Source organism: Vibrio sp. HENC-03 (assembly GCF_000305755.2).
Lineage (GTDB): Bacteria > Pseudomonadota > Gammaproteobacteria > Enterobacterales > Vibrionaceae > Vibrio > Vibrio owensii.
In genome coordinates this window covers 1005452-1017725 of the sequence record NZ_JH976064.1, presented here as the reverse complement: position 1 = coordinate 1017725, position 12274 = coordinate 1005452, and the positions used below count along the sequence as shown (strand labels likewise).

14 protein-coding genes are annotated in these 12274 nt (G+C 46.0%); 10 read left to right on the top strand and 4 right to left on the bottom strand.

Annotated elements, in window-relative coordinates:
• Positions 1-41 precede the first annotated feature (41 nt).
• Both VCHENC03_RS18795 and VCHENC03_RS18800 read left to right on the top strand, forming a co-directional pair.
• Complete coding sequence (locus VCHENC03_RS18795) at positions 42-263, top strand: YecH family metal-binding protein (protein WP_005438506.1); 222 nt, start codon at positions 42-44, stop codon at positions 261-263.
• 112 nt (positions 264-375) lie between these two features.
• Positions 376-960 carry a YhgN family NAAT transporter gene (locus tag VCHENC03_RS18800; protein WP_005438505.1) on the top strand — a complete coding sequence of 195 codons (585 nt, stop codon included), beginning with the start codon at positions 376-378 and terminating at the stop codon, positions 958-960.
• 57 nt (positions 961-1017) lie between these two features.
• Here VCHENC03_RS18800 and VCHENC03_RS18805 read toward each other — a convergent pair whose 3' ends face one another.
• Positions 1018-1284, bottom strand: coding sequence for a DUF1145 domain-containing protein (locus tag VCHENC03_RS18805; protein WP_005438504.1), 267 nt, complete (start codon positions 1282-1284; stop codon positions 1018-1020).
• 25 nt (positions 1285-1309) lie between these two features.
• Positions 1310-1909, bottom strand: a complete 600-nt coding sequence (gene rsmD / locus VCHENC03_RS18810) for a 16S rRNA (guanine(966)-N(2))-methyltransferase RsmD (protein ID WP_009705155.1) — start codon at positions 1907-1909, stop codon at positions 1310-1312.
• 223 nt (positions 1910-2132) lie between these two features.
• Between rsmD and ftsY the strand changes: the two genes are divergently transcribed.
• The 6 genes from ftsY to glpG all read left to right on the top strand — a co-directional run bounded on the left by ftsY (position 2133) and on the right by glpG (position 7640).
• A complete protein-coding gene (gene ftsY / locus VCHENC03_RS18815; protein WP_009705154.1) occupies positions 2133-3377 on the top strand; it encodes a signal recognition particle-docking protein FtsY in 1245 nt (414 codons plus the stop codon).
• A 22-nt stretch (positions 3378-3399) separates the two neighbouring features.
• Positions 3400-4074: a cell division ATP-binding protein FtsE gene (gene ftsE / locus VCHENC03_RS18820; protein WP_005438501.1), complete on the top strand. Its 675-nt coding sequence runs from the start codon at positions 3400-3402 to the stop codon at positions 4072-4074.
• Positions 4064-5032, top strand: a complete 969-nt coding sequence (gene ftsX, locus VCHENC03_RS18825; RefSeq protein WP_009705153.1) for a permease-like cell division protein FtsX — start codon at positions 4064-4066, stop codon at positions 5030-5032. The genes ftsE and ftsX overlap by 11 nt, the downstream gene beginning before the upstream one ends.
• 175 nt (positions 5033-5207) lie before the next feature.
• Entirely contained in the window at positions 5208-6065 is an 858-nt protein-coding gene (gene rpoH, locus VCHENC03_RS18830) for an RNA polymerase sigma factor RpoH (RefSeq protein WP_005438499.1), read from the top strand.
• 412 nt (positions 6066-6477) lie between these two features.
• Entirely contained in the window at positions 6478-6798 is a 321-nt protein-coding gene (glpE, locus tag VCHENC03_RS18835; RefSeq protein ID WP_005438497.1) for a thiosulfate sulfurtransferase GlpE, read from the top strand.
• On the top strand, positions 6798-7640 hold the full coding sequence (glpG, locus tag VCHENC03_RS18840) for a rhomboid family intramembrane serine protease GlpG (RefSeq protein WP_005438496.1): 843 nt from the start codon (positions 6798-6800) through the stop codon (positions 7638-7640). The genes glpE and glpG overlap by 1 nt, the downstream gene beginning before the upstream one ends.
• Before the next feature lie 105 nt (positions 7641-7745).
• Here glpG and VCHENC03_RS18845 read toward each other — a convergent pair whose 3' ends face one another.
• Positions 7746-8156: a flagellar basal body-associated protein FliL gene (locus tag VCHENC03_RS18845; RefSeq protein ID WP_005438495.1), complete on the bottom strand. Its 411-nt coding sequence runs from the start codon at positions 8154-8156 to the stop codon at positions 7746-7748.
• Between the two features lie 153 nt (positions 8157-8309).
• Here VCHENC03_RS18845 and VCHENC03_RS18850 point away from each other — a divergent pair, with 153 nt between their 5' ends.
• Complete coding sequence (locus VCHENC03_RS18850; protein WP_009705152.1) at positions 8310-8852, top strand: chorismate lyase; 543 nt, start codon at positions 8310-8312, stop codon at positions 8850-8852.
• Positions 8853-9707, top strand: a complete 855-nt coding sequence (gene ubiA, locus VCHENC03_RS18855) for a 4-hydroxybenzoate octaprenyltransferase (protein ID WP_005438493.1) — start codon at positions 8853-8855, stop codon at positions 9705-9707.
• Positions 9708-9796: 89 nt separating this feature from the next.
• Here ubiA and plsB read toward each other — a convergent pair whose 3' ends face one another.
• On the bottom strand, positions 9797-12223 hold the full coding sequence (gene plsB / locus VCHENC03_RS18860; RefSeq protein WP_009705151.1) for a glycerol-3-phosphate 1-O-acyltransferase PlsB: 2427 nt from the start codon (positions 12221-12223) through the stop codon (positions 9797-9799).
• Positions 12224-12274: the final 51 nt, after the last annotated feature.

The window sequence follows — 12274 nt, the reverse complement described above, 5'->3', positions numbered from 1 at the left end:
GAGTAAACTGAGTGGATTCCATTTAATGACTGGAGTCGATAATGACTGAAATTCATGCTCACAACTTACTGAACTTACTTCGTGAAACCCCAATGAATCGTGATGAGCTAGCGGCTCACTTCGGTAGTGAAGTGCGTTTTCATACCTGCAAGCTGAATGATCTAGACTTAGATGCATTGCTAGAGTTTTTACTAAAGCGTGAAAAAGTACGCGAACTGGAAGGTAAGTTTGTCGTCAATATGGCGCGCGTTTGTAATCACTAAGCGGCGGCTAACCCATCATTAATGAAGGCGATACATTCATTTCGCCTTCAACCATATATTCACTCAATCACTTTGTTATACTGGCCGCCAATTTTTCCGTCGAGGTCAGAACATGGACATTCTTTCTGCAGCGACCATGCTGTTTCTTATTATGGATCCGCTCGGTAACTTGCCGATTGTGCTCTCCATTCTTAAACACCTTGATGCGAAGCGTCGCCGCAAAGTATTGATCAGAGAGTTGCTGTTCGCCTTGATGATTTTGATGCTGTTCTTGTTCGCAGGACAGAGCATCATGAGCTTCCTTCATGTTCAGCCTGAAACCTTGAGTATTTCTGGCGGTATCATCCTGTTTATCATCGCGATTAAGATGATTTTCCCAAGCGCAGGCAGCATTACCGGGCTTGCAGCAGGTGAAGAGCCGTTTATTGTGCCGATGGCGATTCCGATGATTGCGGGACCATCTGTGATTGCAGCGTTGCTTTTGCTTTCCTCTCAACACCCAGACAAAATTATGGAGCTTTCCGCTGCGGTCTTGATTGCGTGGGGAGCGACGTTCTTTATCTTGATGTTCTACAGTTTCTTCCACCGTATTTTGGGTGAGCGTGGCTTAAAAGCCGTCGAGCGTTTGATGGGTTTGCTGTTGGTCATGATTTCTACCCAAATGTTCCTTGATGGTGTGAAAAGCTACCTAGGCTAGCGCCAAACAAATACAAAAAAGCCGCTCTTGTGAGCGGCTTTTGTTTATCTGAGACTTTTACATCATATGCTTGCGGCGAATGTCGAGCAGAGCAAAGATGCCAAAAATCAAAATCGAATACTTTTCCCATGCGCTCATCTTAATCTTGTCACCAAATGCACCAATAAAGATGGCCATTTGCAGACCGTGCATGATGAACAAGAAAGCGGTCATGATGTACAACGCAATCGCCGCTTTACCAGGGAATGGCATAAAGAAGTTGAGGATCAACACGAACCATACGAAGGCGATGGCCGCTTTAGCCAGTATCAATAGTGCTTTCATTTAACTATCCTTTTAAATCGAGGCTTTAAGCTGGTGAGCGTTCGTATAAACGATAACTCACTTGGCCTGCCGTTTTCTCACGGTGCAAGCGCCAGCTTTCTGGCAGCCCAGCAATGCTTAGCTCTTTTTCCGTTTCAATATAAATCATCGCATCTTCAGCAAGCCAGCCGTTTTGCTCCAGCAAGGTCACGGTTTCATCCAATAATCCTTTGCGGAACGGCGGATCGATGAATACTACGTGGTGCGGTGTCCCCGGTTGCTGCAAAAAGCTGAGAGCGTCGGTGTTCACAACGTGAATGTTATTGGCATTCAAAGAGGACACATTTTTTTGCAGTTGCTGAAATGCTTGCGGGTTTAGCTCAATCATAGTCACAAGTTCGGCTTGGCGAGAAGCGGATTCGAAGCCAAGGCCACCAGAGCCAGCGAACAAATCAAGACACTTCGCTTGTGGGACATCTTGAGCCAACCAGTTAAACAGGGTTTCTTTTACGCGATCCGTGGTTGGGCGTAAGCCTTCTGCATCATGAACAGGGAGCTTTCTGCCTCTCCATAAGCCACTAATAATGCGCACAAAGCCTGTTGTTGGCTTTTTTTGTGATGAGTTTTGCTGGCGACGTCTTACCATAGATTTTTTGACCGCTAATAAAGTGATACTATATCCAATCGCCCAAGCTTTGAGCTTGGATACAGCCCAGAATATTCAAGATGACAGAGTGTAACACTAATAAGATTAGATTCACCTAATTGGAAAGTTTTCATAACTTTGTCATTCGCCTTTTCAGTAAAGATAATAATCTTGTCAGAAAAGAGTCATTAATAGATAAGAAGACAATCTAGGATAGCCCCAGATGACGGAAAAAAAGAAGCGCGGATTACTTTCGTGGCTAGGTTTTGGTGATGAAGAGCAAAGCCAAAAACCGACAACTGAAGAATCAGTAAAAGAAGAAGCAGTGGAAGCACCTGCCGCCGAGCAACAACCAACAGAAGACGTTGCCGAGCAAGCAGAAGAAAAAACAACGGTTGAACAAGAACCAGAGAATGTTGAGGCTGTCCTAGCAGAAGCAGAAGCAGAAGCAGAAGCAGAAGCAGAAGCAGAAGCAGAAGCAGAAGCAGAAGCAGAAGAGCCACAAGTGCCGGTTGCGCCTCGTGTCCAAGAACAAGAAAAGCCAACCGAAAGCTTCTTTGCTCGCCTTAAGCGCAGCCTAAGTCGCACTAAGGCAAACATTGGTGCGGGTTTCTTCGGCTTGTTCAGCGGTAAAAAAATCGATGAAGACCTTTTCGAAGAATTAGAAGAACAGCTGCTTATCGCCGACGTGGGTATGAATACCACCACGAAAATCATCAATAACCTGACAGAGAAAGCCTCTCGCGGTGATTTGAAAGATGGCGAAGCGCTTTACGGCTTGCTAAAAGAAGAGATGGCCGAAATCCTATCTAAAGTAGAGCAACCGCTTGAGATCGATACCAACAAAACGCCTTACGTTATCTTAATGGTCGGTGTGAATGGTGTTGGTAAGACAACGACAATCGGTAAGCTAGCGAAGCAATTCCAAAGCCAAGGTAAAAAAGTCATGCTTGCAGCGGGCGATACTTTCCGCGCTGCAGCAGTAGAACAACTACAAGTTTGGGGTGAGCGTAATAACGTTCCTGTGATTGCTCAGCATACAGGTGCTGACAGTGCTTCCGTTATCTACGATGCAATTGAAGCGGCAAAAGCACGCGGTGTGGATGTCGTTATTGCCGATACTGCAGGCCGTCTACAAAACAAAGCCAACCTAATGGAAGAGCTGCGTAAGATCGTGCGTGTGATGAAGAAGATTGATGACTCGGCACCACACGAGATCATGCTGACGCTAGACGCAGGTACAGGTCAAAATGCGATTAGCCAAGCGAAACTTTTCAGTGATGTTGCCCCTCTAACCGGGATTACATTGACTAAGCTGGATGGTACGGCGAAAGGTGGCGTTATCTTTGCCATTGCTGATCAGTTCGAAATTCCAATTCGCTACATTGGTGTAGGCGAAGGCATTGAAGACTTGCGTCCATTTGAAACTCAAGAGTTCATTGACGCTCTGTTTAGTCGCGAAGAATAACAAGAGTTAGAGGAAATCAACGGTGATCAAATTTCAGCAAGTGAGCAAAGCTTACCGAGGTGGTCGACAAGCCTTGCAGAAAGTCGACTTTCACCTTCGACGCGGAGAAATGGCGTTTTTAGGCGGACATTCCGGAGCAGGTAAAAGTACCTTGTTGAAACTGATATGTGCGATAGAGCGTCCAACCGATGGCAAAGTCCATTTTAATGGCCACGACATCACGCGTATCCCAAACAAAGACATTCCGTTCTTGCGTCGCAACATCGGGATTGTTTTCCAAGATCACCGTTTATTGATGGATCGCAGCGTCTTCGACAATGTCGCGCTGCCAATGCGCATCGAGTCGATTTCTGAAAACGAAATCAAACGCCGTGTTTCTGCGGCGTTGGATAAAACGGGCTTGCTTGATAAAGCCCGTTGTTTGCCAAGCCAGCTCTCTGGTGGTGAACAACAACGTGTTGGTATCGCACGCGCTGTCGTGAATCGACCAACCTTACTGGTGGCGGATGAGCCAACTGGTAACCTCGATCCAGAATTGTCTAACCGTGTGTTACGACTGTTCGAAGAATTTAACCGTGCTGGCGTAACGATCCTTCTTGCGACGCACGATATCGGGTTAGTAAACACTCGCCCACAATATCGCCATTTTGAATTGAACCAAGGCTTCCTAAGTGAGGTAGAAGACTATGGTAGGTAACAAGCGCACCCAGAAAAAAGGGAAAGGTCGCAGTGCCAAGCGTGCAAATACCGATGGTTTTTTCTCTGTCCATGTAAAACAAGCAAAATCTTCTTTTGGCGCATTATGGCGTCGTCCATTGGGTAACATTCTTACCTTGGCCGTCATCTCGGTAGCGTTAGCGATGCCGGCTTGCTTGTATTTGCTGGGTAAAAACGTGGCGAGTGCTGCGCAAGACGTCGCGTCGCCATCTCAAGTGAGTGCTTACTTAGTCGAAGGCATGCCTGATGCGCGTGTGATGGTGCTTAAAGATCAGATTGAAACTTGGCCTTTGGTAAAAGAGGTGGAATATATTTCGCCGCAACAAGGTCTATCTGATTTAAGCCAATACGCCGGCTTTGACCAAGCGTTGAGCTTATTGAGTGGTTATGCGCTCCCTGGCGTGTTGGTAATTACGCCAGATTCAGAACAAAAAAGTGATATTCAGTCGCTTGCTAAAGAAGTTCGTGAGCAACAAGACGTTACCGACGTTAGGCTCGATGAAGACTGGCTAGCGCGCCTTGATGCGATAAAAACCCTTGCTAGCATTATTGTCATCACCCTGACAGTGCTGATGTTGGGTGCTGTATTTTTAATCGTCGGCAATACATTGCGCTTTAATGTGTTGGCGAACAAAGAAGAGATTCAAACCATGAAGCTGATTGGTGCAACCGACAGTTTCATTCTGCGCCCTTATTTATACACTGGCATGTGGTTCGGTGTGCTTGGGGCAAGTATTGCGTGGCTAGTCACGGCATTGATTACGGTTGTTATGAACAATGCGGTTGAGCAATTAGCCTCGCTTTACGACAGCCAATTCCGCTTGATTGGCTTGAGCTGGGATGAATCTCTGCTACTAATCATGACTGGTAGTCTTTTAGGTTGTATTGCCGCTCGAGTATCCGCGCAGCGTCACCTGAAAGAAATTGAACCAGTTTAGGTGATAAAGGTCTTATACTTGGAATTTATTAGCACAAGCTAATTTTTACCCCTTGTATAGACTATTTGTTTATGGATAATTACTCGCCCTTCTTGAAACTTGTTCATTTTGAGTTCAAGATGGCCAAGCTAAATTGCAATGTAATGCTCCAGATCAGAGATTGATGAGGAATTGAATGACAAAAGAAGCGTATCCGATGGCTCTAGTCACGCAAGATAGCCTTGATAGCTATATCCGTTCTGTAAACAGCTACCCAATGCTGACACCAGAAGAAGAGCGTGGGCTGGCAGAAAGATTACACTACAATGGTGAGATAGATGCGGCGAAAGGCCTGATCTTGTCACACCTACGATTCGTTGTTCACGTTGCTCGTGGCTACTCAGGCTATGGCTTGCCGATGGCAGACCTAGTGCAAGAGGGCAACATCGGTCTTATGAAGGCTGTTAAGCGCTTTAACCCAGAAGTGGGTGTGCGTTTGGTGTCTTTCGCTGTTCACTGGATCAAAGCTGAGATCCATGAATACGTACTGCGTAACTGGCGTATCGTTAAGATAGCGACAACCAAGGCACAGCGTAAGTTGTTCTTCAATCTACGTAAGTCGAAAAAGCGTCTAGGTTGGTTCAACAACGGTGAAGTTGAAACTGTTGCACGTGAGCTAGGTGTTGAGCCTTCTGAAGTTCGCGAAATGGAATCTCGTCTAGCGGCTGTAGACTCTACGTTTGATATGCCTATGGACGATGACGACAGCGCAAACTCGTACACAGCGCCAATGGTGTACCTAGAAGATAAGTCTTCGGATGTTGCCGATAACATTGAAGCTGCAAACTGGGAAACACACACCAATAACCGTCTAGGTCATGCTCTTGCAAGTCTAGATGAGCGTAGCCAGCGCATTGTTCGTTCTCGTTGGTTAGATGACGAGAAAGCAACCTTGCAAGACCTTGCCGATGAGTTTGGTGTTTCTGCTGAGCGTATTCGTCAGCTAGAAAAGAACGCGATGAAGAAATTGAAACTTGCTGTTGGTGAGTTCTAACTTTCGCTTCTAATCTCAAGTAAGATTTTCATAGAAAGCCGAGATCATGTGATCTCGGCTTTTTTATTTTCGATCGAAAATAGACAGCGTTTGCGATCTAATTAATCTGTGCTACCTGTGTATAACTCTGTGAAGTAATTATTCATCAACTGTTCGAAAGCCGGACAAAATAAGGCTTTGAAGCCGTTTTTGGTTTGGGGATAGTTGTGAATATACACACAGTTAGATCAAGATCATTACTACATATTGTGGATCAAATGATCCAAATACACTTTATCAACGCAATTCACAGATTTATCCACAAACGGTGCGAATATGTACAGCGTTTAATGCCCTGACTATCTCTGTGTCTAAGTTTGGCTTTGGATAGGTTACAATGGCGTCAATAACGAAAACGACATAGAGAAAGTAAATGGACCAGTTTCAACATATCGATGTACAAGGCGCTCAAGCATTGCTCGAACAAGGAGAGGCAAGGCTTGTTGATATTCGTGACCCACAATCTTTTGCTGTGGCGCATGCCGAGTCCGCTTTTCATCTGACTAATGATTCGATCGTTCCTTTCATGAACGATGTGGAATTCGAACAACCAATTCTAGTGATGTGCTACCACGGCATCAGTAGCCAAGGTGCGGCGCAATATTTGGTTAACCAAGGCTTCGAACAGGTGTACAGTGTGGATGGTGGCTTTGAAGCCTGGCAACGAGCAGAACTACCGATAGTGAGAAGTTAATGAAGAGATTGGTAACGTTAAATAATCCACGTATGGCGCAAGCCTTCATTGATTACATGGCATCGCGCAAGATAGATATCCAGATGATGCCAGAAGGTGAAGGGCAGTTTGCACTTTGGCTGGCGGATGCACAGCATGAAATTGAAGTCGAAGCAGAACTAAAGCAGTTTTTAGCGAACCCCTCTGCTTCGAAATACAGCGCCGCCTCGTGGGACGTTGCCGATACTCGTAAGAGTAAATTCCATTATTCCAGCCCAAGCATCATGGGCATGGTGAAAGCCAAAGCGGGCCCCGTGACCTTATTGATCATGGCCGTTTGTACGGTTATCTACTTTTTGCAGATGTTCGGTTTTGGTGATGGCGTGTTTGCTCTGCTCCATTTCCCAGCTTTTGAAGGACAACAGTGGCAGCTCTGGCGTTGGGTTAGTCATGCACTGCTGCACTTCTCTGTTACCCATATTGTGTTCAACCTCTTGTGGTGGTGGCAATTGGGCGGGGATATCGAGCGTCGTTTGAGTTCTGGTAAGTTACTGCAAATCTTCTTTATCTCTGCGGCACTATCTGGTGCAGGGCAGTTTTATGTGGAAGGGGCGAACTTCGGTGGTTTATCTGGTGTGGTTTATGCGCTGCTTGGTTACTTGTGGATCCTTGGTTACCGCTGCCCACATCTCGGTTTAACACTGCCTAAACCTATTATTGGCTTTATGTTGGTGTGGCTAGTGCTTGGTTTTGTTCAGCCATTTATGGCGATTGCTAATACGGCACACTTGGTGGGTTTGCTTTCTGGGATGGCGATTGCGCTGTTTGATTCCGGTAAGCAGAAATATCAACAAGCCTCCTGAGTTAATGATTTATCGATACCAACAAAAAAAGACCGCCAATCGGCGGTCTTTTGTTTATCTGTCTTTCGCTTATAGAGATGAGCTCGTCAGCTTTAGCTGTTCACACTATTGATAAAGGTATTTGGTAAACAGCAAATCAGCGATGATGGTTTTGCCTGTCTCTGGCAGCAAAGTCTCGTTGAGCTCTTTCACCAACGTTTTGCGCAGGTCTTCACGGCCAGACAAAGACTTGATCGTATCTTCTGTTTGCTTGCCGAGAAGCTCAATCACCGCATCGCGGATCAATGGCTGATGATGTTCTACAACCGCAAGGTCCTGTTGGCTCATGACCATGATGTCGATACGTACTTGCACATAACCCAGTTTGTTGCCTTTGGTGTAGAAGTTTGTGGTCAAATCGGGTTCTAGCGTGAAGTAGGCTAACTTAGGTGCAGCTTCTTCTGATTCAGCCCAACTTGGTGCTGAAATAAGCAGACTTAGCGCGAAAATAATTTGGGCTACATAACGTTTGTACATATTTCTAACTTTTCTTTCTCTGGATCGCGATATTCGAATCGCTTCAGTCTTGATACAATAGACCGTCTAAAACAAATAACGGAACTTACGGTTTCAATAAGACGGTAAGTTGTTGCTTTATTGTACGCATAAAGCCTCCAATTGAATACTAGTATGAATCAGCCGACATCACTCTATCTTACTTCTTTATTGGAAGTAGAGTGGCAAAACCCCGAAGATTTTGAATTCCCTAGCGAATTCGCCAAGCATTGGCTTGAAGAACAGGGCTCTTTGTCACGTCGTTTAGGTCAGCATTGCCAACGCTTAACAGTGGAATTGCTGCACAATCAGATCGTCACAGCCAAGACGTTAAAACAGGATGAGAGCCAGCTATTGTCTGAGCAAGATTGCCTACTGAGAGAGGTGATTTTATGTGGCGACAATACGGATTGGGTCATTGGCCGCACGCTCATTCCTCGTTCAACCTTGGTCGATCAACAATATGACTTAGCTCAGCAAGGAGATATCCCGCTGGGTTTAACTGTGTTCAGCGCCGATAACGTTGAACGCGATGCTCTGCAAATGGGATGGGTTAGTTTGCCACAGGAGGGGCGCTTTTTAGCGCGACGCTCAAGACTGTGGATGAATCACAAACCCATGCTGGTTGCTGAGTTATTCTTACCAAATTCACCAGTTTACGCTAAGGAGAAGGTGTAAATGTCCGCAGACAAAGCCAAAGCATATTGGCAACTGATGCGAATGGACCGCCCAATTGGCTCACTCTTGTTATTGTGGCCGACGGTTTGGGCACTTGTGATTGCCGCCCAAGGCATACCAAGTTGGAATGTACTCATCGTGTTTGTATTAGGTGTGTTCCTAATGCGTAGCGCTGGTTGTGTGATTAACGACTTTGCCGACCGTAAAGTTGATGGGCATGTGAAACGCACCAAACAGCGTCCTTTACCATCGGGTAAAGTGACCTCGAAAGAAGCGATTGGTCTGTTTTTGGTTTTGGGTATCAGCTCTTTCTTATTAGTGCTGACCATGAACCCACTGACGATCAAGCTCTCCTTCGCTGGCATCTTTTTGGCTTTCATTTATCCATTTATGAAGCGTTACACCCATTTGCCGCAGCTGTTTTTAGGTCTGGCTTTTAGTTGGGCGATTCCGATGGCGTGGGCAGCACAAACAGGCGAATTGCCTTTGATTGTGTGGTTTGTGTTTGCGATTAATGCTTTATGGACGATCGCCTACGACACTCAATACGCGATGGTCGACCGAGATGATGATTTAAAGATTGGCATCAAATCAACGGCTATCTTGTTTGGTCGCCACGATAAGCTGGTGATTGGCGTTCTACAGTTGATTACCTTGGCGATGTTGGTGTTGCTTGGTCAGCACTATGAACTTGGCCAAAGCTACTACTGGACGATTCTGGTGGCTGCTTCATTGTTCGTGTACCAGCAACATTTGATTCGCCATCGAGATCGCGACTTGTGTTTCAGAGCCTTCCTTAACAATAACTATGTGGGAATGGTGATTGCGGTCGGTCTGGTTATCGCTTTCTGGTAACGGCATAGTACAAACACTCAGATAGAAAAAAGGCATCCGATTGGATGCCTTTTGTGTTTTTGTCGAGATGAGTATCGAGCTTAAGCGAACTATGCTTGCAACTGGTGGATACTCTCTTCGATGGTCAACTTCACTTCTGGGTAAAGCAGAGCAAACAACAGTTTGGCAAATTGCTGTGTCTTCTCAAGGTCACAGTTACCGTCGCTATCTAGGTATTGCTGCTCTTTCAGCGTATTGAACATTGCAGTAAATACACCTTTATCGAAGAACTCTGGCGCGTTAATACCGTGCAGACGCCCCAAACGCTGTGCAATGTCTTGGCTCTTCTGCTCAAGGTCAGATTTACCCAGCTCTTGGTCTGCTACCAGTAGGTTCATTGCGATAGAGTAACGTTGCAGTGTTTCTGTGATAGTACGACCCAACAGAACCAATGATTGGTTGTTTGACTGGTTAATTTCCAGTTTGTCACCATCTTGGCAAACCATCTTCTGTTCAATGAACTCGTTCAAAATCTTCACGACTAGCTCGTTCAACTCTTCTTCCTTGTAGCTTAGGAACAGCTCTTTTTTAAGGAATGGGTAGATTTGAGCGACGTTTTCTTGAATCTTTTCTACGGTCACGTTGCGCTGACGAATAATCATCTGAGCAATCAATGAAGGTAGGGCGAACAGGTGAATGATGTTGTTGCGGTAGTAAGTCATCAGAATCGACTGGCTACGATCCAGCGAAATGATGTCACCCATGGTGTCGGTTTCAATCACAAACTTATCAAGTGAGATAGCGTGATCCACCAACTCTTCAGCCGTTTCTGTTGGAACCGTTGAAGTGTTTGAGTAAGGGTTGTTCTTAAGTAGCTTCAGGTAGCATTCAATCTGGTTGATCAAAGAGTCACGAGATAATGCACGCTGACGAGAAGCCAACAGCGCGGTCGCACATAGAGTTAGTGCGTTGGTCGCTGCCGCATCGTTAATGTGCGTCATCATCTTGTTTGCCAGACCGTTCACCACAGGGTTCATCCATTGTGGTTTGCTGCCGCCCATGCGATCGATGTCTTTCGTCCATTCTGGCGCATGTTCGTTCAGGTATTGGTTTAGCTGAATTGGCTCACCGAAGTTAACGTAACCAAGACCAAAATTGCGCAGCTTACGCAGAGTACGCAGCACAAGACCTGCGTTTTCTTTCTCTTTGCGTGAACCGCGAAGCTCTTTGGCGTAAGTACCCACTTCCATTACATGCTCGTAACCGATGTACACGGGCACTAGTGTTACTGGACGGTTTAGACCGCGTAGCATGGCTTGAATCGTCATTGCCAACATACCGGTTTTTGCTTGAAGCAGACGACCAGTACGTGAACGACCACCTTCACTGAAGTACTCTACCGAATAACCTTTAGCAAACAGCTCTGATAGGTACTCACGGAAAATCGTTGAGTACAGCTTGTTGCCTTTAAAGCTACGACGAATAAAGAAAGCACCACCACGACGGAAGATTGGGCCCGCTGGGAAGAAGTTCAAGTTAATACCTGCAGCAATGTGTGGTGGCACCATGCCTTCATGATATAGAACGTAAGAAAGCAATAGGTAGTCCATGTGACTGCGGTGACATGGTACGTACACGATCTCATGACCATCTTGTGCTAAGCGACGAACCGTCGAAGCGTTGTTGATGTGCAGACCTTGGTACAGCTTCGTCCACAACCAGCCAAGAATACGATCGCCGTTTTTCACCAAACCATACGAGAAGTCCGCTGCAATCTCGTCCATGATGTCATGGGCTTCTTTGCGTGCTTTCTCGATAGAAATGTTTTTGCTTTGCGCTTCGTCTTCAATTGCTTTTTCAATCGCTGGCGATTTCATTAAGCGTGCAAACAGCACTTGGCGTTGAGGTAGGTTTGGACCCGATGCCGCGAGCTTCTGACGAGAGAAGTGGATACGTGCAACGCGCGCTAGCTTGTGTGCAATAGCGCTGTCGGTACCGTGAGAGTCTGCCATGTAACGCAGTGAAACCACTGGGCTAAAACGCACCAAGCAGTCACGACCAGCTGCCATGACCGCTTTTGCCTTTTGCGGACCATTCATTGGTTGCAGGTACGGCTTATGGTTTTCTTCTTTACCAGGTTTACGACCCCAAAGCACAGTTGCAGGGATCATTTGAACGTCTAACTCGCTGTCGAGTTTGTGCAGTTCTAGTAACTCTGTAAATAGAGAAACCGACTCGCTTGGTACATCGTTATCGTTGCTCATCACAGTTGGACGAGACGCGATAAACACGTAACGAGTTAATGTCTTTCCATTAATTTCCAATGGACTGAGCGGGTCAGGCAGACCAAGACTCAAAGCTTGTTTTTGCAGTGTCAGCAAATCCACGTTCGAACGGAACGGCAAGGCATACACAATCGGTTTAGTGAGGTCGATGTTGAGATCATCAATCGGATTCGATGGGATTGTGGTGCCCTTTACCATTACCGATAAAGGTAGTTTTAGTAATGAACGTGAAAATGATTGTCCAGAAGACATAAAGTTCACAGCCTCAATAGGTATTCAAACAAGCCTAACCTTATTTCAGTG

Coding starts and splice junctions, on each gene's coding strand:
- VCHENC03_RS18805 (WP_005438504.1), bottom strand. CDS start 1,284: ATGAAAGCACTATTGATACTGGCTAAAGCGGCCATCGCCTTCGTATGG.
- VCHENC03_RS18795 (WP_005438506.1), top strand. CDS start 42: ATGACTGAAATTCATGCTCACAACTTACTGAACTTACTTCGTGAAACC.
- plsB (WP_009705151.1), bottom strand. CDS start 12,223: ATGTCTTCTGGACAATCATTTTCACGTTCATTACTAAAACTACCTTTA.
- VCHENC03_RS18800 (WP_005438505.1), top strand. CDS start 376: ATGGACATTCTTTCTGCAGCGACCATGCTGTTTCTTATTATGGATCCG.
- rsmD (WP_009705155.1), bottom strand. CDS start 1,909: ATGGTAAGACGTCGCCAGCAAAACTCATCACAAAAAAAGCCAACAACA.
- glpE (WP_005438497.1), top strand. CDS start 6,478: ATGGACCAGTTTCAACATATCGATGTACAAGGCGCTCAAGCATTGCTC.
- ftsY (WP_009705154.1), top strand. CDS start 2,133: ATGACGGAAAAAAAGAAGCGCGGATTACTTTCGTGGCTAGGTTTTGGT.
- ubiA (WP_005438493.1), top strand. CDS start 8,853: ATGTCCGCAGACAAAGCCAAAGCATATTGGCAACTGATGCGAATGGAC.
- rpoH (WP_005438499.1), top strand. CDS start 5,208: ATGACAAAAGAAGCGTATCCGATGGCTCTAGTCACGCAAGATAGCCTT.
- glpG (WP_005438496.1), top strand. CDS start 6,798: ATGAAGAGATTGGTAACGTTAAATAATCCACGTATGGCGCAAGCCTTC.
- VCHENC03_RS18850 (WP_009705152.1), top strand. CDS start 8,310: ATGAATCAGCCGACATCACTCTATCTTACTTCTTTATTGGAAGTAGAG.
- ftsX (WP_009705153.1), top strand. CDS start 4,064: ATGGTAGGTAACAAGCGCACCCAGAAAAAAGGGAAAGGTCGCAGTGCC.
- VCHENC03_RS18845 (WP_005438495.1), bottom strand. CDS start 8,156: ATGTACAAACGTTATGTAGCCCAAATTATTTTCGCGCTAAGTCTGCTT.